This window comes from Halomonas sp. 7T, from assembly GCF_025643255.1.
Lineage (GTDB): Bacteria > Pseudomonadota > Gammaproteobacteria > Pseudomonadales > Halomonadaceae > Vreelandella.
In genome coordinates this window covers 1,613,310-1,633,579 of sequence record NZ_CP087112.1, presented here as the reverse complement: position 1 = coordinate 1,633,579, position 20,270 = coordinate 1,613,310, and the positions used below count along the sequence as shown (strand labels likewise).

Here is a 20,270-nt window from a genome sequence, read left to right as displayed (position 1 = left end):
CATGAAAAAGTTCGAACGTTTTGAAGGCGTGGTCGCGCCGTTAGATCGCGCTAATGTTGATACCGACCTGATCATCCCGAAACAGTTTTTGAAGTCCATTAAGCGTACCGGTTTTGGCGTGAACCTGTTTGACGAGCTGCGCTATTTAGATGAAGGCCAGCCAGGCCAGGATTGCTCCCAGCGCCCGCTGAACAATGAGTTCGTGTTGAACCAGCCGCGCTACCAGGGTGCTGAAGTGCTGCTGGCACGCCGTAACTTCGGCTGTGGCAGCTCCCGTGAGCATGCGCCATGGGCACTGGAAGATTTCGGTTTTAAAGTCGTGATTGCGCCTAGCTTTGCCGATATTTTCTATAACAACGCGTTTAAAAACGGCATTCTGTTGATCACCCTGGCGGAAGAAGAAGTGGATCGCCTGTTTGCCGAAGTGGAAGCCAATGATGGCTATCAGTTAGATGTCGACCTTGAGCATCAGCGGGTGATTACCCCTAGCGGCGAAATTCTTGAGTTTGAGGTAGATGAGTTCCGCAAGCACTGCCTGCTTAATGGATTGGACGATATCGGTATTACGCTGCAGGACGAAGACGCGATTCGCTGCTTTGAAGCGAAGCATCGACAGCAGCGCCCGTGGCTGTTCCGCCAGCCAGCTTAGCTTTCACTCACTGAGTAATGGCAAGGGCAAGTGTATGCGAGGGTCTTTTGCCATGGATGGCAGAAGTAGCGCCCAGGGAGGGGTTCACAGAGCCCTCGCAGAGAGTTGCCGTTGACTGTAAAGCGTCTAAATTATAAATGCTAAGGATTGAGCATGACTCATAAAGTGTTACTGCTGCCCGGTGATGGTATCGGCCCGGAGATCGCGGCCCAGGCGGCGCGTTTATTGACAGCCTGCCAAGAGGCAGGTTTGGATATCGAAGTAGAAGAGGGCTTGGTGGGCGGTTCTGCCTACGACGTTCACGGCGATCCGCTGCCCGCTGAAACTCTGGAAAAAGCCAAAGCTGCTAGCGCTATTCTGCTAGGTGCGGTGGGTGGGCCCAAGTGGGATAAGCTCGAAGACCTCTCCAAGCGTCCCGAAAAAGGCCTGCTGGGTCTGCGGAAGAACTTGGGTCTGTTCGGCAACCTCCGCCCGGCCATGCTCTACCCGCAGCTGGCCAGCGCCTCCAGCCTGAAGCCTGAGCTAGTGGCGGGGCTTGATATTATGATCGTGCGCGAGCTGACTGGTGGCATCTACTTTGGTCAGCCCCGCGGTATCGAAGTGCGCAACGGTGAGCGCGTCGGGTTCAACACCTATGTCTACTCTGAAAGCGAAATTGAGCGCATTGGTCGCGTGGCTTTCGAGATGGCTCAAAAGCGGGGCAAAAAGCTCTGCTCGGTCGATAAAGCCAACGTATTAGAAGTCACCATTCTGTGGCGTGAAGTGATGGAGCGCTTAGCGCCGGAGTATCCGGGCGTTGAGCTGTCCCACATGTACGTGGATAACGCGGCTATGCAGCTGGTGCGCGCACCTAAGCAGTTTGATGTGGTGGTGACCGGCAATATGTTTGGCGATATCTTGTCGGACGCCGCCGCCATGCTCACCGGCTCGATCGGTATGTTGCCTTCCGCCTCATTAAATGAGAGCGGGCAGGGCATGTACGAACCTTGCCACGGCAGCGCGCCGGATATCGCGGGTCAAAACATTGCTAACCCGCTGGCGATGATGCTTTCTGTGGCGATGATGCTGCGCTACTCGCTCAACGAAACGGCGATGGCCGAGCGTATTGAAGCAGCCGTAGGTAGCGTGCTGGATGATGGCCTGCGCACTGCCGACATCGCTTCTGAAGGTACGCGGCGTGTCTCCACCGTGGAGATGGGTGACGCGGTGCTCGCCGCATTTGCCCGGGCTTAGTGGCAAAGAAAGCTTGCTAACTAGTTGATTAGATTCAGTGCTTAGTTGTACAGCGCAGTCGGCCGCCCGTTGGGGCGGCCGACGTTGTGTCCAATATTTGTGTATAATATAGCTCTCATTCTTATTTGGAGGACTTCACATGTTGAAAGTCGGTTTCGTAGGATGGCGTGGCATGGTGGGCTCGGTGCTGATGCAGCGCATGCAGGAAGACGGTGACTTTAACGGCATTGAGCCGGTATTTTTCACCACTTCCCAAGTAGGCCAGCCAGGGCCCGACATCGGCGTGGACGTACCTCCGCTGAAAGACGCGTTTGATATCGAGGCGCTGAAGGCCCTTGATGTGGTGATTACCTGTCAAGGCGGTGATTACACCAAGCCGGTTTATAAAGACCTGCGCGAAGCAGGCTGGAAAGGCTACTGGATCGATGCCGCCAGCACGCTGCGTATGGAAGATGAAGCGACGATTATTCTTGATCCGGTAAACCGTAACGTCATCGACGCCCAGCTTGCTAAAGGGGCGAAAACGTTTGTGGGCGGTAACTGCACCGTCAGCCTGATGCTGATGGGCTTGGGCGGCCTGTTTGAAGCCGATATGGTCGAGTGGATGACCTCCATGACCTACCAAGCGGCGTCTGGCTCCGGTGCCAAGCATATGCGTGAACTGCTCAATCAAATGGGCGCACTGCGCGACAGCGTAGGCGAAGAGCTAAAAGACACCTCTAGCGCGATTCTGGACATTGACCGCAAAGTAACCGCAGCGATGCGCAGCGGCGATTTCCCCACCGATAACTTCGCCGCACCGCTGGCAGGCAGCTTGCTGCCGTGGATCGACACCAAGCTCGATAACGGCCAGAGCCGTGAAGAGTGGAAGGGCAGTGTTGAGACCAACAAGATTCTGGGCCTAGAGAATAACCCGGTTCCCATTGATGGCCTCTGTGTGCGCATCGGTGCCATGCGCTCTCACAGCCAGGCGTTCACCATCAAGCTGAAGCAAGATGTGCCGCTGGATGAGATTGAAGAACGCATCGCTAAGCATAACGAGTGGGTCAAGCTGATCCCCAACGACAAAGATGCCACCATTGCCGGTTTAACGCCTGCAGCTGCCACGGGCACGCTGCAAGTGCCGGTAGGTCGCTTACGCAAGCTCAACATGGGCGGTGAATACCTGTCTGCGTTCAGCGTGGGTGACCAGCTGCTGTGGGGCGCTGCCGAGCCGCTCAAGCGCATGCTGAAGATTCTGCGCGAGCAGTAAAAGCGGCTATGCGCTGGTTTTCTTAGTAGCGCAAACGTAGTTCATGATGGGAAGCTGTCCGCAGCTTCCCATCTTTTTTGACAGCTGTTGATTAATAAGTCCATACGTCATTCACAACTGAAAGTATGTGTATGAACGGTAAGTTATGATAAAAAGAACTCAAACATAATGATGATCGCGCTCAGTTAGATGCGATTGCATCGCTTAAGTGCGCAGGCAGCAGGGGCTTGAATGAAACAGACGCACACATGGTTATTGTGGCTACCGCTTAGTGCCGTTAGTTCGCTAGCGCTGGCTGTCGGTTTAGGCCCCGCATCGGTGAACTCACCGCTGGATGCCCCCCTGAACGCTACCGTGCCGGTGCTAGACGCTAGCCAATATGCGTTGGACGAACTGCGAGTCTCCGTTGCTGATGAAGCGGATTTTACAGCAGCAGGGTTAGAGTGGACGCCGCTTATTTCATCGCTGCGTGTCCAGTTACGCGAACAGGCTGATGGACGTCAGTTGGTCCTTAGCTCTTCGCAGGTGGTTGACGATCCCTGGCTCGATGTTTTGTTAACAATCGATTCCCCAGGGGGAGAGGCCACCCGAGCTTTCACACTGCTATTTGATCCACCCAACATGGTGAACGCACGCAGCCCCTCGCGTGAGCAGCAGGAAGTAGCCCTACCCAATCGCCAGCCTGCTTCTGCAACCCCTGGCGTGCCAAACGACGGTAGCACGTCCCTAGCGAATAACACCGCGTACGTGGCAAGCGGCGATACCCTGTGGAGTGTGGCCGACCGGGTGAGGCCAGCTAATGCTAGCGTACAGCAGATGATCGTGGCGCTGGTAGATGCTAATCCACGTGTTTTTCCCTCTAGTAATATTAATAACCTGCGCGCTGGCCAAACCTTGATAATGCCGAGCCGCGAGCAGGTGATGGCTCGCTCTCCCGGAGAGGCGGCGCGTGCGGTACAAGCAATGCGGCGCACAAGTGAACAGCCGCCGTCCTCTCAGCAGGCTGATACGCCGCCTGCTGAAACGGCAGCCGAAATTGCCCAGGAAGAGCCGAATCAGAGTGCTGACGAGGGTGCCGGTGGGGGTGCTGATGAGAGTGCGACCGCCACGGAACCAGCGACAGAGCCGCTTGACGCTGAGCAGGCGCAAAATCCAGAAAGCGCGCTGGCGGACCTTACCTTAGATGACGTCATTCAGCAGCTGGCCGAAAGCCAAGCTATGCTCCAGCAAGTGCTTGAAGAGCGGGCTCAGCTGCGTATGGAGCTGGCTGAGCTGCGTCAGGAGGTCGCTGCGTTAACCGAGGCGCTGAATGCCTCCCAGCAGGGGAGTAGCGCGGCTAATGCTGTCGCAACGGGGCTTTTGGAAGGCGCGCGGGGCGAACAAAATCAGGGGGGAGCGCCAGAATCTGCTGTCAATCAGCGGAGTGTGTTTGCGCCGCTGGCGGAGTATCGATGGCCGCTGGCCAGTATTGCCCTCGCGCTTTTGTTGGCAGGATTGGTTTGGTCGCGCAAGCGCCGAGAGCGTCAGTGGGAAGATGCTCCGGTAACCGCCCGTTCCGTAACGCCTCCATCGGCGCCATCTTCTGCTGCGACAGCCGCTGGGCGCACGGAGCCGCATGTCGCGGAGTCTACTGGTGCTGCCACCAGCGGGGCACGTCAAGCCGAGGCACCTTTCGCCGAGGCCGCCAGTGTAGAGCCGGTGACTGATTTCCCGTCTGCGGCTTCAAGCTCTTCTGAATCGCAGGTTGCCGAGCCAGGGTTGGATACTGCAGCGTTTGATGAGGCGCCGGTAATGAAGCCCAGCACGGCTGCGTCAAATGAGCCGCCGCCAACGGTTAATGACAGTGAAGCACCAAAAGAGTGGGAAGCTGACGACGATGACGTGTTTACACGCAGCCAAGCGTCGGGATTAGCGGCACAACGTCAGCAGCCTAAACCGGATAGCCATGAACAGGTATCGCTGGCGCCTTCGGCTGTGAAGCCGGAAGCCAGCGCGCTTGATGATTCACACCATGTTGATGAGCAGGAGCATCCTCAGGAGCGCGTGGAGGACGAGATGTCGCCGCCTGATGAGGATCAGCGTTCGCAGCCCCTAGATTACTATATTGACTATAATCCCCCATCACTAAAACACGAGGAAACAAGTGAAGAGGGCGCTATTAACAATGGGGTGAACAACGGCACGACCACCTCTTCTAAGAGAGCGAATTATACGCCGCGAGTGCCTGAAGATGAGTGGGAAATTGAAGAGGTGGCATTCGAGCCGCGACGTCGGGATAATAGCTAACTTTTAACCTCTCTAAATGACGTGGCTTAATGACGCTGTTCTATCACTTTGATGAAACACAACCGCTGGCTGGCCGCCTTGCGATGGGCATTGAGTATGACGGCTCGCGCTTTTGTGGCTTCCAACGCTTAAAACATGCGGCTTCGGTTCAGGCATCGGTAGAAGATGCCTTAGCGAAGGTGGCGGGTGCGCCGATTCAAATCCACGCCAGCGGGCGCACAGATTCTGGTGTACATGCCACGCGTCAGGTCATCCATTTTGACCCGCCGGTTCAGCGCTCTGAAAAAGCCTGGATTTTTGGTGCCAATACGAACCTTCCCAGGGATGTGGCAGTACGCTGGGTGAAGCCAGTGTCAGATGACTTTCATTCACGCCTAGGGGCGCTTGGCCGTCGCTATCGCTATATTTTCTTGAACCAAATCAGTCGCCCCGTCTTAGAGCGCGCCAACGTGACGTGGTGCCGTGACCCGTTGGATGCAGAGGCGATGCATCGTGCAGCGCAGGCATTAGTGGGCGAGCACGATTTCAGCAGTTTCCGTGCCGCAGGCTGTCAGTCGAAAACACCTTGGCGGCAAATGCATTTTGTAGAAGTAAAGCGCTATGGCCCCATCGTGGTGATTGATATTCAGGGCAATGCGTTTTTGCACCATATGATTCGCAATATCGCGGGGGCGTTGGCAAGCGTAGGTCGCGGCGTCCAGGATGAAGCGCATATTGAGCGTCTACTGGCGCTAAAGAATCGTCGCAAAGGGGATGTAACCGCGCCCGCCTGCGGCTTACATTTTGTTGATTCGATTTACGACGAGCGTTTTGCACTGCCCCAAGAGCCGCTAGGCCCCAACCTGCTGGCGTTTACGGGCGAGTGGACGGGCGAGCGGCCGCTTCCGGATAACCCACGTATCGCGGCGAGGCGAAAGCTCACTTTCAAAAATAAATCCGCGCCGGAGCAGCAGGAGGCAACCCCGTGAAGACTCATTATGCACGTACGCGGATCAAGTTTTGTGGCCTCACCCGGGCGCAGGATGTTGAGCAAGCCGTGTCGCTCGGTATTGATGCGCTAGGTTTTGTGATGTGGCCTAAGAGTGCTCGCGGCATTACACCGGAAAAACTGCAAACGCTTTCACAGCAGGTGCCTGCGTTTGCGACGCGGGTAGGGCTGTTTGTTAATCAGCCCGTTGAACTGATCGAGCAGTGCCTGCCCTATTTGGATGTGATTCAGTTTCACGGAGATGAGCCAGCCTCGTTTTGCCAGCAGTTTGATCGGCCTTGGATTAAAGCCCTGCGCATGCGCGACGGTATCGACCTTCATCAAGCAGCGGCGGAGTATACCCAGGCTCAGGCACTGTTGTTGGATGCTTACAGCCCTGGGGTGCCGGGCGGAACTGGGGAGACGTTTGATTGGTCTAGAATCCCCGCAGCCCTGGAAAAACCTGTTATCCTCGCCGGTGGGTTAACGGTTGAGAACATTAATGCAGCCATTGATCAAGTTAAGCCTTACGCGGTTGATGTCTCAGGCGGTATTGAGGCGTTGCCCGGCGTTAAAAGCGCCGAGTTGATGGCGTCTTTTGTTAAACACGTATCATTAGCCAGCGCTTAATAAGTACATTGTATGGCCGCCTGATAGGCGGCCATCTTCAACGTTAGTTCATTCATTATTTGCCTGTTCTGGCGATCTTGTGAGGTATGCCTGTGACTGTCTCAGTATCTGAAACCAAGTTCAGCGACCTGACCCGAATGCCGGATGCCCGTGGTCATTTTGGCCCCTACGGCGGCCGGTTTGTGTCAGAAACCTTGAGCTTTGCTCTGGAAGAGCTTGAGCAGACTTATTTAAGTCTGCGCGATGACCCAGCCTTTCAGGCAGAGTTTGACCGTGATCTAGCCCACTATGTAGGGCGTCCATCGCCGCTTTATCATGCCGAGCGTTGGTCACAGTCGTTAGGCGGCGCGCAAATTTGGTTAAAGCGTGAAGACCTGAACCATACCGGCGCTCACAAAGTTAACAACACGATCGGCCAAGCGTTACTGGCAAAGAAAACCGGTAAACCGCGCGTGATTGCGGAAACCGGCGCTGGCCAGCATGGTGTTGCCACAGCTACCGTGGCGGCGCGTTTAGGCCTTGAGTGTGATGTGTATATGGGCGCTGCCGATGTTCAACGCCAGAAGCTGAACGTTTACCGTATGCGCCTGTTAGGCGCGCGGGTTATTCCGGTGGAGTCCGGCACGCGTACGCTCAAAGACGCCATGAACGAAGCGCTGCGCGATTGGGTAACGAACGTTGATAACACGTTTTATATCATTGGTACTGTCGCCGGCCCTCATCCGTATCCGCAGCTGGTGCGGGATTTCAATGCAGTAGTTGGCCGTGAAGCGCGCCAACAATCCTTAGCGCAAATTGGCCGCTTGCCCGACGCGCTCATCGCCTGTGTGGGCGGTGGCTCAAATGCGTTGGGGCTTTTCTACCCGTTCGTGGAAGATGACGCGGTTGCGATGTACGGCGTGGAAGCCGGTGGTGATGGGGTCGAGACAGGTCGCCATGCAGCGCCGCTCTCCTCTAACGCGCCGCGAGGCGTATTACACGGTAACCGTACCTATTTGATGTCTGATGAGGCGGGCCAAGTGTCGGACACTCATTCGATTTCTGCCGGGCTTGACTACCCAGGCGTTGGCCCAGAGCACGCGCTTTGGAAGGACGTTGGCCGAGTTCATTATGTGGCGGCAAACGATAAAGAAGTGCTGGAAGCGTTTCGTGAGCTAACCCACATGGAAGGCATTATGCCAGCACTTGAGTCTGCCCATGCGCTGGCGCATGCGAAAGTGTTAGCACCCACAATGCGCCCTGACCAGCATATCGTGGTCAATCTTTCGGGTCGTGGTGATAAAGATATTATGACCGTGGCTAATATCGACGGCATTGAGTTTTAAGGGCAAGCATGAATCGTATTGACCAGCGTTTTTCAGAGTTAAAGCAGCAGGGCCGCAAGGCGTTGATTCCCTATATCACGGCAGGTGATCCTGCCCTGCAATACACCGTTGGCTTTATGCATGCCTTGGTGGAGGCGGGTGCTGATATTATCGAGCTTGGCGTGCCGTTTTCAGACCCGATGGCCGACGGCCCGGTCATTCAAAAAGCCTGTGAACGGGCACTGAAACAGGGCACCCGTTTGGTCGACCTGCTTGAGATGGTGGCTGAATTTCGTCAAGCCGATACCACGACGCCCGTTGTCTTAATGGGGTACCTCAACCCCATTGAGCGCATCGGTTACGACGTGTTTGCTGATAAAGCAGCCAGCGTAGGTGTCGATGGGGTGCTGGTGGTCGATATGCCGCCAGAAGAGGCGGAAGAGTTTGGCCCACTGTTAAAGGCGCGTGATTTAGCGGCAATTTTCCTGGTTGCGCCTACCACTTCCCATGCCCGTGCCGCTACAATATGCGCCCACGGTGAGGGCTACCTATATTATGTTTCGCTTAAGGGCGTTACCGGCGCTGCGACGCTGAATGCTGAGGATGTGGCGAACCACCTAGCACCGCTGCGTGAAATGACCGACTTACCGCTATGCGTTGGCTTCGGCATTCGCGATGGCGTGACAGCAGCGGAAGTAGCTAAAGTGGCCGACGGCGTTATCGTAGGCAGCGCGCTGGTTAACCGCATCGCGGACAGCGTTGATTCACCTGAAACCATCGCCGGGCAGCTGAAAAGCGTGTTGGCTGAAATGCGCACCGCGATGGATGCCTAAGCACGCTCCCTCATCGTCTACACTGAATTGACTGACGACACTCATCAAGCTTGGCGGTGCCAGGCATTGACGTATATATGGAAGCCTTTTTGATATGAGCTGGTTAGATAAAATCGTGCCCTCTATGGGGCGTATCCAGCGTAAAGACCGTCGTGCCAGCGTGCCCGATGGCCTCTGGCGTAAATGTCCCAAGTGTGAAGCGGTTCTCTACCTCCCTGAGTTAGAGAAACATCACAGCGTATGCCCTAAGTGTGAGCATCACTTACGCTTGACAGCCCGTAAGCGCTTGGATTGGTTCCTGGATAAACAGGGTCGTGAAGAGATCGCCGCCGAGATTGAGCCGAACGACCGCCTCAAATTCCGCGACTCCAAGAAGTATAAAGATCGTCTTGTGGCCGCGCAGAAAGACACTGGCGAAAAAGATGCCCTGGTAGCCATGCGTGGTGAGCTAGATGGCCTACCTGTGGTAGCCGTGGCTTTTGAGTTTACGTTCATGGGTGGCTCGATGGGCGCCGTGGTGGGCGAGAAATTCGTTCGCGCGGCGACGGTGGCTCTGGAAGCGCGTATTCCGCTGGTCTGTTTTGCAGCCTCAGGCGGCGCGCGTATGCAAGAAGCGCTTTTCTCGCTAATGCAAATGGCTAAGACCTCGGCAGCGCTTGAAAAGCTCAAGCAGGAAGGCGTGCCGTATATCTCTGTGTTAACGGATCCCGTGTTTGGTGGTGTATCGGCGTCGCTTGCGATGCTGGGTGATCTCAATATTGCCGAACCTAATGCGCTGATTGGTTTTGCTGGGCCGCGAGTTATCGAGCAAACCGTGCGTGAAACCCTGCCCGAAGGGTTCCAGCGCAGTGAGTTCCTATTAGAGCACGGCACGGTGGATATGATTGTCCACCGCCATGAGATGCGTGACCGCGTAGGAAGCGTGCTGCGTAAACTCACTCACAATAGCGCGTCGGCCGTGGTAGTGAGTGCGCCTGACGATGTGGAAATCGTCGAGCCGCTGTTAGATGAAGAACGTGTGGCAGAAGCTGCTGACGCTGCTCCCAAGGAGGCGAATAGCGAACACAGTTCATCCAAGAGCGATGACGCGACACGCAATGCCTAAGTCTTTAGCCGAGTGGCTACATTACCTTGAAACGCTGCATCCCGTAGGCATCGATATGGGACTGGAGCGGGTATCGCAGGTAGCTAAACGTATGGGGCTGCTAGAAAGCCCTATCGCGCCGCGTGTCATTACGGTTGCAGGTACTAATGGCAAGGGGTCGACCCTTGCCATGATGGATGCCATTGCTCTTGCCCATGGCCTGCGGACGGGCACCTACACGTCTCCCCACCTGTTACGCTACAACGAACGCGTCACTATTGATGGACAAGACGCTCAAGATGCGCTGCTTGTCGCGGGTTTTCAGAAAGTAGAGTCCGCTAGGCTGCAGTCGCCTACTATTAGCCTAACGTATTTTGAAGCTGGCACGCTTTGTGCACTGTGGTGCTTGGCCCAAGCTAATCTTGACGTAGCGCTACTAGAGGTAGGCTTAGGCGGTCGCTTAGATGCGGTCAATATCATTGATGCTGATGTGGGTGTTGTGACGACGATTGCTCAAGATCATGCTCATTTTTTAGGCACGGATATTGATCAAATTGGCCGCGAAAAGGCGGGCATTTTTCGACCGTTGAAGCCTGCCGTTTTGGGCAGCCAGACGCTACCGTCAAGCGTTGCGGAAACGGCGGTCAATATATCCGCACCTGTTTACCTGTTAGGGGCGGCGTTTCACCACACAGCGTTTAGCAGTAGTGATAAAGATAGCGCCGGCAGGCATGTGGCGGATGCAAACTCTCAGCGGCGAACAACAGGTGTTGCTGCATGGAGCTGGCACGGTTTAACCGCGAAAGGGGAGGCCATTTCATTCGATGGGCTTCCCGATCCGGGGCTTCCAATTGATAATGCCGCCACCGCGCTACAGGCGTTGGCGGTTTGCGGCGTGCGGCTGTCTCTTAGTCACTGTAATGAAGCGCTGGAAACGGTCAGGCTGCCAGGGCGTATGCAGTGGCTGGGCCAGTGGTGCCTGGATGTCGGTCATAACCCTCATGCGGCCGAGTATCTGGCTCGAAGGCTTCCCATGCCACCAGCAGGCGGGCGACAGTGGGCGTTAATTGGTATGTTGAACGACAAAGATGCCGATGGCGTGATTGACGCGCTACTGCCACGAATTACCGATTGGGTATGCGTTACCCTTGAGGGGGAGCGTGGGCGCCCAGCGGTCGAACTAGCTGAGCGCATTACTTCGCGAGGCGGGAAGGTGCATTATTGTGCGGCTTCCCCAGAAGAGGGCGTGTCCGCCATTGCTGAACGGCTTACTCCCCAGGATCGCGTGTTGGCGACGGGGTCGTTTTTTACCGTGGCGGCGCTGTTGGCAAACCCGCTGCCGCAAGCTTAACAGGCCTAACTGTGGTGCCCGCTTAGCCTGATGGAGAAGGATATGAAATACGGTAAAACGGAACGCATCAGTGGTATTGTGATTTTGCTCGCGCTACTGGCGATCATTGTGCCGTGGCTAATGAGTGATCCTGCTCCACGGGAAGAGCGCCCACAGCCGACGTTTGTTATTGAACAGCCTGTTCAAGTCGTGCGTCAGGATGTTCCTGCACCTGAAATGCCGTCTACCATTACGCCTTTGCCCGCTTCCGAGCCGCAGGAAGAGCAGGCCGTCATCAGCACGCCTATTGAGGCTGAGCCGCGTCAGCCAGACACAGGCGAAGTAGCACCACCCAGTGAAGCGGCTTCAGTATCTCAAGAACCTGTGGAAGAGGGGCAGCCTGACAATGATCCCATTGCGGAATTAATGGCCAGTAACAGTCGTACTTCTAGTAACGCTTCTTCAACCTCGTCTGCACCTGCGGTTACTCAACAGGGCGAATGGGCCATCCAGGTGGGCAGCTTCGGTGATGTGTCCAATGCCCAGCGCCTTAGTGAGCAGTTGTCTGAAGAGGGGTTCACCACCTACCGGCGAGAGCGAGATAATAACCTCACCACCGTTTACGTTGGCCCCTATGCCACCTCTGACGATGGCGAAGCCGCCATGGCACTGATTAAACAGCGTGCCAATGTTCAGGGCTTGCTAGTTAGAGTTAGAGATTAAGTGATGGCGCTTACGTGGATAGATGCACTTTTCCTGGCAGTGCTAGCGCTTTCCATGCTGGCAGGATTTGTGCGTGGTTTTGTGAGAGAGGCATTAGGCCTTGCCGCATGGGTGGTGGCACTTATGGTGGCGCGCGTGCTTGCCGAGCCGGTCGCCGAATTGATGAGTGGCTTCATTGAAAGCTTTGATGCTCGTTTAGTGCTGGCATTTATCCTGGTGATTTTTGCAGTCATTTTATTATGCGGCATTGTTATTCGCTTGGTGCATGCGGCCGTTGAATGGGTAGGAATGGGGTTGCTAAATCGCTTTGCAGGGGCAGCCTTCGGTGTTGCGCGTGGCGCGGTTATACTACTCATCGCCACCGTGTTGATTACCCTCACGCCATTAAGCGGGCTTCAGGCATGGCAGGAGGCATCACTGCGGCCAACATTTATTGAGCTTAGAGATTGGGCCGTTAGCCAATTAGATCAATGGGAGCGAGAGCTTCCCCAAGCGCCTGAGTCGTTACGCGATATTTAGCTTCCAGATATTCGTGCCAGGCAGACGCCGGCGGATCAACGGCTTGGCCTTCCTGCGGATAACGAGTAGCCTGCGCGTTGTTTAGCGGTGATCCTTTTTAAAGAAGTACCTGTGCTGCTGTATACGGCGCAGGTATATGTGAGTTGATGAACGTACGGGCTTGCCCCGGTAAGCCATGGCATTAAAGCGAGGTAACTGGAATGTGCGGTATTGTGGGCCTTCTGGCCAAGCAGGCGGTAAATCAGGGAATCTATGATGCCCTGACCGTACTTCAGCATCGGGGCCAGGACGCTGCCGGCATGATGACTTGGAGCGAGGGACGCTTCTTACTGCGCAAAAGCAATGGGCTGGTGCGTGATGTATTTCACACCCGCCACATGGCTCGTCTGAAAGGTAACCTGGGCATCGGGCACGTACGTTATCCCACTGCAGGCTCTTCCAGCGAAGCAGAGTCCCAGCCGTTCTACGTCAACTCCCCCTATGGCATCGCGCTCGCGCATAACGGTAATCTGACCAACTCTGAGCAGTTGAAGCAGGAGCTTTTCTCTACCGATCTGCGCCATATTAACACCAGCTCAGATTCTGAAGTTTTGCTAAATGTCTTTGCCCATGAGCTAGGCAAGCAGGGGCTTCACCTAGAAGCAGAAGATATTTTTGATGCAGTTCGTAGAGTCCACCGGCGCTGCAAAGGCGGCTACGCGGCGGTCGCGATTATCAATGGCTTTGGCATGGTGGCATTCCGTGATCCCTTTGGCATCCGGCCAGTGGTGTTTGGCACACGTCAAGAAGACGGCGGCCAAGAGGTTATGATTGCCTCTGAATCTGTGGCGCTTGACGTGGGTGGGTTTGAACTGGAGCGCGACCTGGCGCCTGGCGAAGCTATCTTTGTCGATATGCAAGGTCAGGTGCATACCCAGGTATGTGCAGATCGTCCACAGCTGCACTCGTGCATTTTTGAGCACGTCTACTTGGCGCGCCCTGATTCGCTGCTGGATGGCGCTTATGTTTATGGCACACGTATGCAAATGGGCCTTAAGCTGGGCGATCGTATTCTGAACGAGTGGCCTGATCACGATATTGATGTGGTGATTCCTATCCCCGATACGTCACGCACCTCCGCGCTGGAAATGGCCCAGCACCTTGGGGTGACCTACCGTGAAGGGTTTATGAAGAACCGCTATATTGGTCGCACCTTTATCATGCCGGGTCAAACACAGCGTAAAAAGTCGGTACGCCAGAAGCTCAATGCCATTGATGTTGAGTTCAGAGGGAAGAATGTTCTGCTTGTCGATGACTCTATTGTGCGCGGCACCACCTGTAAGCAGATTATCCAAATGGCGCGGGATGCGGGTGCCCAGAACGTTTACTTTGCTTCCGCGGCCCCGCCGGTCCGTTACCCCAACGTGTACGGTATTGATATGCCGGTAGCCTCCGAGCTGATTGCTCATGGCCGTACAGAAGAGGAGGTTGGCCAACTGATTGGTGCTGATCGAATCTTCTATCAAGACCTGGAAGATCTGAAAGACGCCTGCCGGGAAGTCAATCCTGAAATGGAAACGTTTGACTGCTCAGTATTTGACGGCAACTATATAACCGGTGATATCGATGATGCTTATTTAGCCATTTTGGAAGCTAGCCGTAGCGATTCGGCAAAAGATCAAAGTGCAGGTGACCATGCCTTGGTAGACATGCATAACCAAGACGATGATTTTGACGACTAGTCACGTATATGATCTTTTTACCAGGGGGCTAAGCCATGCACGATGATAGCCAGCAGGATGAGTGGTCGCTAGAGACGTTAGCGATTCGCGCAGGCCACCAGCGAACGTTTGAGCAAGAGCATTCGGAACCGATTTTTCCGACGTCTAGCTTTGTTTATGAAAGCGCTGCGGAAGCGGCGCGTAAGTTTGGCGGGCAGGAAGCAGGCAACGTCTATTCCCGTTTTACCAATCCCACGGTGCATACTTTTGAGCGTCGTTTGGCGGCGTTGGAAGGCGGCGAGCGCTGTGTCGCGACCAGCTCGGGGATGTCGGCCATCCTTTCGACGGCGCTTGCGCTGTTATCGGCTGGGGACGAAATTGTTGCTTCCCGCTCCCTGTTTGGCTCGACCGTTAGCTTGTTTGATAAGTACTTGGGTAAATTTGGTATTACCACTCGCTACGTCGAACTATCCAACATCGCCGCTTGGGAGGAGGCTGTAAGCCCAGCGACCAAGCTGCTGTTTGCGGAAACGCCTTCAAACCCCTTGTCGGAAGTAGCGGATATTCCAGCACTGGCAGCGCTCGCCAAGCGCTGCGGGGCGTTACTGGCGATTGATAACTGCTTTTTAACCCCCGCCTTGCAACAACCCATAGCGCTTGGCGCTGACTTGGTGATTCACTCGGCGACTAAGTATTTGGATGGCCAGGGCCGTGCGGTAGGTGGTGCGGTAGTGGGTAAGCATGACGTGCTAGAAGAGGTATTTGGCGTTGTTCGTACCTGTGGCCCATGCATGAGTCCCTTTAACGCCTGGATTTTTACCAAAGGGTTAGAAACCCTCTCGCTACGCATGAACGCTCACTGCGAGAATGCCATGACGCTGGCGCGCTGGCTGGACGAGCACCCTGCGGTTAATAAGGTTTACTACAGCGGTTTGGAAGCCCACCCGCAGCATACGCTTGCTAAGCAACAGCAGCGAGGCTTTGGAGCAGTGTTGGGCTTTGAAGTGAAGGGGGGGCAAGCGGGGGCGTGGCAAGTGATAGATGCCACTCGCATGCTGTCTATTACCGGTAATTTGGGGGATGTTAAAACCACGATTACCCACCCGGCTACCACGACCCACGGACGTCTTTCGGAGGAACAGAAAGCGGCTGCGGGAATCACTCCCGGACTTATCCGCGTGGCGGTTGGCTTGGAGAGTCAGGCGGATATACAGCGTGATCTTGCGCGTGGTTTGGATGCCCTTGAAGCTCGCTAGCTTTGTTAAGTGATGAATTTAACCGGCCGCCATTGGCCGGTTTTTTATTGACGTTACGACCCGAATTCAGGCTATCAACGGTTTTTACGAATGAAGTATTCTGCTTTTTTCAGCAGTCTTTTTTCGTCATATCCGTTATGCTTCTAATATAAATAAAAATTAAATAAACTTATTAATAGAGTATTAATAGGCAAAATATCAAATCAGTGGTTTGAGATGGGGTTAAGTAAAATGTGGCGGAACACGCAACATGGTTGGGGTGTCATAAGTATATTATTTCATTGGTTAAGTGCCCTTACTATCATCGGCCTATTCATTTTAGGGTGGTGGATGACGGGGCTTGGTTATTATGATCCGTGGTATAACCAAGGGCCATGGGTTCACCGCTCTATCGGAATTTTGTTATTACTGGCGACGGCGCTGCGTATTGTTTGGCGTTTTGTGCAACCGACACCTAAGGCAGAAGGGAGTCGCATTGAAAGATTTGCGGCCCACGCTGGGCACATCGCACTTTATGCGTTGTTACTCATTGTGATGGTCAGCGGCTATTTGATTTCTACGGCTAACGGCAGGGGAATCAGTGTGTTTGGTTGGTTTGAAATGCCTGCGGTACTGCACGGCTTGCCTAATCAAGCCAGTTTGGCGGGTGATATTCATTGGTACAGCGCGCTTGCGCTAATGCTGTTAGCCGCCGGACATGCGCTTGCCGCTTTCAAGCATCACTGGCTTGATCGCCATGCTACTTTAGTGCGAATGATTAACCCGAGCCATCGTTCAAAATAATGTTTATTGATCCGTTTAGCGATCCAGTTTTTATGCTGCTAGGGTAGGATCTTCCTGCCGTAGTTATTCTTAAGGAAAGAGAGGAGACAGGTAATATGTTGAAGAAAACTGCTGTTGCTACTGCCATCGCTGCGGCTGCTCTGGTGCCGCTAAGCCAGGCGCAGGCTGCTGATTACCAGATTGATATTGAAGGCCAGCATGCTTTTGTACAGTTTAAAATTAACCATTTAGGCTTCTCCTATATTTTGGGTACGTTTGAGGAGTTTGACGGCCAGTTCTATTACGATGCAGATGATCTGGATGCTTCCTCGGTCGAGATGGAAGTGCAGGTTAACAGCCTTAACACCAATCACGCTGAGCGTGATCGCCACTTCCTAAGCAGTGATTTTCTGGACGCTAGCGAATATCCAACCGCCACCTTTACATCGACGGGTTTTGAATCAACCGGCGAAAATGAAGGCGTGGTAACGGGTGACTTAACGCTGCATGGTGAAACTCAAGAAATCGAAATGCCGGTTACGTTAATGGGCGAGGGTGACGACCCTTGGGGTAACTACCGCGCAGGTTTTGAAGGCCGCACGATGCTGACGCTGAGTGATTTCGGCATCGACATGAGCGATTTTCCTGAGATGATGCATGAGTTGGAGCTTTACGTGACGTTTGAAGGCATCCGTCAGTAAGCCTCGTTTAACGGAAAGCGCCACTGCCCCAGCGCGGGCAGTGGCGCTTTTGTATGTGTTGTTCTAGCCATTTTATTATCGTTTTTTATCGAATAGGGGCATGTGTTTGGCAGCTACTATGCAACAGCGCGAGTTGGCTATAACCCTATGGCGGCAAACCTGGCCGATGGCGATTGGTGTGCTGGCGTTATTGGGTTTTCAACTTGTCGACAGTGCGTTTATTGCGCGTTTGGGCACATCACCGCTTGCCGCGCAGTCGTTTACCTTCCCGCTCTCTTTTTTGATCATTGGGATCCAGGTGGGGATGGGGATTGCCATCGCCGCGCTTATTTCCAGGGCGCTGGGGGCAGGGGAGCAAGCGCGAGCTAAACGGCTAAGTTGTTTAGTACTCATCGCTGGCGGTGCGGTCATCGGTGGGTTGGTTGTGGCTTTATGGCTGGTCCAAGCGCCTGTTTTCAGGCTTTTAGGCGCCGATGAAATTGCCCTGGAATACATCCGTAGTTACTGGGGGCCTCAGCTATTTTCAGCGTGGCTGGGGGCGCTGCTGTATTTTATTTATAGCGTGTTCCGCGCCCATGGCGACACTCGTACCCCCGGTAAGATGATGGTGTTAAGCAGCCTGATTAACCTTGCGCTTGATCCGCTGCTTATTTTCGGAGTTGGCCCTTGGTCTGGTTTAGGGCTACCTGGGGCGGCGTGGGCAACGGCCATCGCTTTTTCAGTCGGGCTTTTATTGACTAGTAGCACCTTGGCGCGCTGTCAGTGGTTAACAAGCAAGGATATTTGGCAGGAGTGCCGTCGTTCTTGGCGGATATTTACGGGTATTGCAGCGCCTGCCATGGTGAGCCAGTTAATGCCCCCCTTGGCCGCCATGCTTGCTATTACAGCGGTGGCTGGCCTGGGAGATACTTATGTTGCCGCCTGGGGGCTTGCTAGCCGTTTAGAAACGCTCTCTTTAATGGTGATATTAGCGATGACAATGTCGCTGCCGCCGTGGCTTGGGAGGTGCTATGGCGCTGGGGATTGGGCGCAGATCCAGCAATTGATGCGCTTAGCGCTAAAAGTGGCTGTTATATGGCAGCTTAGCTTGGGTGTGTTATTGGCACTGGCGTCACCCTGGGTGGCAATGGCTTTAGCGGGGAATCCGGAAGTGCAGGATGAACTGGCGATAGTAATCCGTTTTTTACTGCCAAGCTATGCGGCCCTCGGAGTGTGCATGTTGGTTGTGTCAGCCGGCAACGCGCTGGGGTGGCCGCTGCGTGCCATGCTACTTTCAAGTGCGCGTCTTTTTATCTGCTATCTGCCCTGCTTGTGGTTAGGCGCCTACTTATACGGGTGGGTTGGGTTGGCCGCTGGTGCAGCGTTGGGCAATATAGCAGCCGGTCTCGTCGCCTGGGTATTGCTTCGGCGTATCTTATCCCGCCCGCACCGACAGGCGGGATATGTCTCCTAATGTTCGTGCTATTTAGAGCCTGCGTTCTGGGGAGCTTCTTGGAAAGAGAAGTAAGCAAATAACAGCGCCATCGCTAAATAACCCATTACGAATTCAGGTGCTGCGTTAAACGCTAACTCGGGTGCATGCATAAGGCCTACAAACGAGAACCCGGCGGCAATTAACGCAAAGGCGGCTGCGCGACGAAACTGATGGTCGATAGCGGAAACGGTCATGGCGCCTAAGAAAATAGCCATAAACATAGCGCCCTGGCCCATCACCACAATGGCACTGGAAATATCGCTGACTACTTCGCCTGCACCCCGATTAAAGCGAGTCATCACGTAGTTGGCGAAGTAGGGTAGCATCGCCAGTGCGATAGCCGGATAGTAGCGCGTATCGTTGGCTTGAAACGCGGTGGCAATCATCGACATGCCGACAAATACTAAAATGGGTGCGACGACGGATACAGGAATAATGGCCGCTAGTGCTGCAATCAAGCCAAACATGGTGGCCAGCGCGTAAACGGCGCCATTTAAAATACTGTACCCTCGGCCAGCGCCCATCCACTTAGCGCCGACGGTTGCAATATAGACCGTTGTGGGAAATACCCCACCAAACAGCGCCCCGATCATGGTGCCCGCGCCATCCACCGCTTGGCACTCGCGAACATCGTACTTATCGCCTGCTGCTTCCATGGCTTCGACATTGTTCATGGTTTCAATAGCGTTGTAGAGCGTGATGGGCAGCACCACGGTCAACACGGCCAGCATGCCAGTAAACAGCAGGCCAAGGCCTTCGAACCAAGCGAGGTTGGGGAGTAACGGATAAAAGCCTAGATGGGTAAAAGCATCGCTAAAGCGCTCGCTACCTGCATCGCCAATTAGGTAGGCCATGACGGTACCCACCACGATGGCAAACAGTGATGTCGGCAACTTGAAGGGCATGCTGACACGGGCCACCAAGCCTACGATGATAATGCCGAGTACCACGAGGCCGATTACCGGCATTTCTAATGTCTTAAATAGCATTTCGCCAGCGATAAAGGTGAGCGCCACCCCAGCGACGGCGCCTAGCATTGCCGCACGTGGCAAATGATACTGCACCCACCGGCCAATAACGCTAATCAAGGATTCAATCGCCCCGCTGATAAAACAGGCGGCAACCGCCACTTTCCAGGCGAGTTCGGCATCGCCGGTTAACTGTTTGGCTGGGAGCAGTACGCCAAACAGAAACACAAACATGACCGGTGTTGAGATGCCGTAGGAGAGCGCCGTGACATCACTGCGGTTCTCTTTGCGGGCAAGACGTGAAGCGCTCCAAGCATAATAAAAGTTGCCAACCATGACTGCAATGGCGGCGCCAGGGAGAACCTGTCCATACACGATGGAGCTGGGGAACCCCATGCCTAACATCGTAATGGCGATGATAACGAAGTTGGCAATATTGTTTTGAAACAGTGCGAAGAACGCGTCGGTATCTTCTTTTTTGTACCACGGATAGTGGGTGCTGGCAGCCGCCATGTTAGGCCTCTTGGTTATAGTGGTTGTATGCAAGGCTACGCTGAGTTTGCCTAAGTTTTGACTAATCGGTCAAGCGTTGCTTTGCA

General features: G+C 54.5%; 17 protein-coding genes and 1 pseudogene. 17 read left to right on the top strand and 1 reads right to left on the bottom strand.

Going from position 1 to position 20,270, the window contains the following annotated elements:
* The first annotated feature begins 1 nt into the window (after nucleotide 1).
* The 17 genes and pseudogenes from leuD (at nucleotide 2) to LOS15_RS07510 (ending at nucleotide 18,682) form a co-directional block, all read left to right on the top strand.
* Nucleotides 2-649: a 3-isopropylmalate dehydratase small subunit gene (gene leuD, locus LOS15_RS07590; protein WP_263069297.1), complete on the top strand. Its 648-nt coding sequence runs from the start codon at nucleotides 2-4 to the stop codon at nucleotides 647-649.
* A 153-nt stretch (nucleotides 650-802) separates the two neighbouring features.
* Nucleotides 803-1,882: a 3-isopropylmalate dehydrogenase gene (gene leuB, locus LOS15_RS07585; RefSeq protein WP_263069296.1), complete on the top strand. Its 1,080-nt coding sequence runs from the start codon at nucleotides 803-805 to the stop codon at nucleotides 1,880-1,882.
* A gap of 139 nt (nucleotides 1,883-2,021) precedes the next feature.
* Nucleotides 2,022-3,134, top strand: coding sequence for an aspartate-semialdehyde dehydrogenase (gene asd, locus LOS15_RS07580; protein ID WP_263069295.1), 1,113 nt, complete (start codon nucleotides 2,022-2,024; stop codon nucleotides 3,132-3,134).
* Between the two features lie 231 nt (nucleotides 3,135-3,365).
* Nucleotides 3,366-5,420, top strand: a complete 2,055-nt coding sequence (locus LOS15_RS07575) for a FimV/HubP family polar landmark protein (RefSeq protein ID WP_263069293.1) — start codon at nucleotides 3,366-3,368, stop codon at nucleotides 5,418-5,420.
* A gap of 29 nt (nucleotides 5,421-5,449) precedes the next feature.
* Complete coding sequence (gene truA / locus LOS15_RS07570) at nucleotides 5,450-6,388, top strand: tRNA pseudouridine(38-40) synthase TruA (RefSeq protein ID WP_263069291.1); 939 nt, start codon at nucleotides 5,450-5,452, stop codon at nucleotides 6,386-6,388.
* Nucleotides 6,385-7,017, top strand: a complete 633-nt coding sequence (locus LOS15_RS07565) for a phosphoribosylanthranilate isomerase (protein ID WP_263069289.1) — start codon at nucleotides 6,385-6,387, stop codon at nucleotides 7,015-7,017. The genes truA and LOS15_RS07565 overlap by 4 nt, the downstream gene beginning before the upstream one ends.
* A gap of 86 nt (nucleotides 7,018-7,103) precedes the next feature.
* Nucleotides 7,104-8,342, top strand: coding sequence for a tryptophan synthase subunit beta (trpB, locus tag LOS15_RS07560; RefSeq protein WP_263069288.1), 1,239 nt, complete (start codon nucleotides 7,104-7,106; stop codon nucleotides 8,340-8,342).
* An 8-nt stretch (nucleotides 8,343-8,350) separates the two neighbouring features.
* A complete protein-coding gene (trpA, locus tag LOS15_RS07555; protein ID WP_263069286.1) occupies nucleotides 8,351-9,154 on the top strand; it encodes a tryptophan synthase subunit alpha in 804 nt (267 codons plus the stop codon).
* A gap of 94 nt (nucleotides 9,155-9,248) precedes the next feature.
* Complete coding sequence (gene accD / locus LOS15_RS07550; RefSeq protein ID WP_263069283.1) at nucleotides 9,249-10,259, top strand: acetyl-CoA carboxylase, carboxyltransferase subunit beta; 1,011 nt, start codon at nucleotides 9,249-9,251, stop codon at nucleotides 10,257-10,259.
* Nucleotides 10,252-11,589 (top strand): bifunctional tetrahydrofolate synthase/dihydrofolate synthase, encoded by a 1,338-nt coding sequence (gene folC / locus LOS15_RS07545; RefSeq protein WP_263069281.1) that lies wholly within the window; start codon nucleotides 10,252-10,254, stop codon nucleotides 11,587-11,589. Before accD ends, folC begins: the two co-directional genes overlap by 8 nt.
* Nucleotides 11,590-11,631: 42 nt before the next feature.
* Nucleotides 11,632-12,291, top strand: coding sequence for an SPOR domain-containing protein (locus tag LOS15_RS07540; protein ID WP_263069280.1), 660 nt, complete (start codon nucleotides 11,632-11,634; stop codon nucleotides 12,289-12,291).
* Nucleotides 12,292-12,294: 3 nt separating this feature from the next.
* Nucleotides 12,295-12,807 (top strand): annotated as a pseudogene (locus tag LOS15_RS07535) (CvpA family protein); the annotation flags it as partial.
* Nucleotides 12,808-13,010: 203 nt separating this feature from the next.
* The gene (gene purF, locus LOS15_RS07530; protein ID WP_263069277.1) at nucleotides 13,011-14,531 is read left to right on the top strand and encodes an amidophosphoribosyltransferase; all 1,521 of its coding nucleotides are present in this window, start codon (nucleotides 13,011-13,013) and stop codon (nucleotides 14,529-14,531) included.
* Nucleotides 14,532-14,566: 35 nt separating this feature from the next.
* Entirely contained in the window at nucleotides 14,567-15,766 is a 1,200-nt protein-coding gene (locus tag LOS15_RS07525) for an O-succinylhomoserine sulfhydrylase (RefSeq protein ID WP_263069275.1), read from the top strand.
* A gap of 231 nt (nucleotides 15,767-15,997) precedes the next feature.
* Nucleotides 15,998-16,549: a cytochrome b gene (locus tag LOS15_RS07520; RefSeq protein WP_263069274.1), complete on the top strand. Its 552-nt coding sequence runs from the start codon at nucleotides 15,998-16,000 to the stop codon at nucleotides 16,547-16,549.
* 95 nt (nucleotides 16,550-16,644) lie between these two features.
* Nucleotides 16,645-17,229, top strand: a complete 585-nt coding sequence (locus LOS15_RS07515) for a YceI family protein (RefSeq protein WP_263069273.1) — start codon at nucleotides 16,645-16,647, stop codon at nucleotides 17,227-17,229.
* A gap of 118 nt (nucleotides 17,230-17,347) precedes the next feature.
* Nucleotides 17,348-18,682, top strand: coding sequence for an MATE family efflux transporter (locus LOS15_RS07510; protein ID WP_263069272.1), 1,335 nt, complete (start codon nucleotides 17,348-17,350; stop codon nucleotides 18,680-18,682).
* A gap of 8 nt (nucleotides 18,683-18,690) precedes the next feature.
* Here the strand turns inward: LOS15_RS07510 and LOS15_RS07505 are convergent, their stop codons facing one another.
* A complete protein-coding gene (locus LOS15_RS07505) occupies nucleotides 18,691-20,184 on the bottom strand; it encodes an NCS2 family permease (RefSeq protein WP_263069270.1) in 1,494 nt (497 codons plus the stop codon).
* Nucleotides 20,185-20,270: the final 86 nt, after the last annotated feature.

What these genes read in the sequence shown, in the direction of transcription:
- leuD (WP_263069297.1), top strand. Translation starts at nt 2, where the DNA reads ATGAAAAAGTTCGAACGTTTTGAAGGCGTGGTCGCGCCGTTAGATCGC.
- leuB (WP_263069296.1), top strand. Translation starts at nt 803, where the DNA reads ATGACTCATAAAGTGTTACTGCTGCCCGGTGATGGTATCGGCCCGGAG.
- asd (WP_263069295.1), top strand. Translation starts at nt 2,022, where the DNA reads ATGTTGAAAGTCGGTTTCGTAGGATGGCGTGGCATGGTGGGCTCGGTG.
- LOS15_RS07575 (WP_263069293.1), top strand. Translation starts at nt 3,366, where the DNA reads ATGAAACAGACGCACACATGGTTATTGTGGCTACCGCTTAGTGCCGTT.
- truA (WP_263069291.1), top strand. Translation starts at nt 5,450, where the DNA reads ATGACGCTGTTCTATCACTTTGATGAAACACAACCGCTGGCTGGCCGC.
- trpB (WP_263069288.1), top strand. Translation starts at nt 7,104, where the DNA reads ATGCCTGTGACTGTCTCAGTATCTGAAACCAAGTTCAGCGACCTGACC.
- trpA (WP_263069286.1), top strand. Translation starts at nt 8,351, where the DNA reads ATGAATCGTATTGACCAGCGTTTTTCAGAGTTAAAGCAGCAGGGCCGC.
- accD (WP_263069283.1), top strand. Translation starts at nt 9,249, where the DNA reads ATGAGCTGGTTAGATAAAATCGTGCCCTCTATGGGGCGTATCCAGCGT.
- folC (WP_263069281.1), top strand. Translation starts at nt 10,252, where the DNA reads ATGCCTAAGTCTTTAGCCGAGTGGCTACATTACCTTGAAACGCTGCAT.
- LOS15_RS07540 (WP_263069280.1), top strand. Translation starts at nt 11,632, where the DNA reads ATGAAATACGGTAAAACGGAACGCATCAGTGGTATTGTGATTTTGCTC.
- purF (WP_263069277.1), top strand. Translation starts at nt 13,011, where the DNA reads ATGTGCGGTATTGTGGGCCTTCTGGCCAAGCAGGCGGTAAATCAGGGA.
- LOS15_RS07525 (WP_263069275.1), top strand. Translation starts at nt 14,567, where the DNA reads ATGCACGATGATAGCCAGCAGGATGAGTGGTCGCTAGAGACGTTAGCG.
- LOS15_RS07520 (WP_263069274.1), top strand. Translation starts at nt 15,998, where the DNA reads ATGTGGCGGAACACGCAACATGGTTGGGGTGTCATAAGTATATTATTT.
- LOS15_RS07515 (WP_263069273.1), top strand. Translation starts at nt 16,645, where the DNA reads ATGTTGAAGAAAACTGCTGTTGCTACTGCCATCGCTGCGGCTGCTCTG.
- LOS15_RS07510 (WP_263069272.1), top strand. Translation starts at nt 17,348, where the DNA reads ATGCAACAGCGCGAGTTGGCTATAACCCTATGGCGGCAAACCTGGCCG.
- LOS15_RS07505 (WP_263069270.1), bottom strand. Translation starts at nt 20,184, where the DNA reads ATGGCGGCTGCCAGCACCCACTATCCGTGGTACAAAAAAGAAGATACC.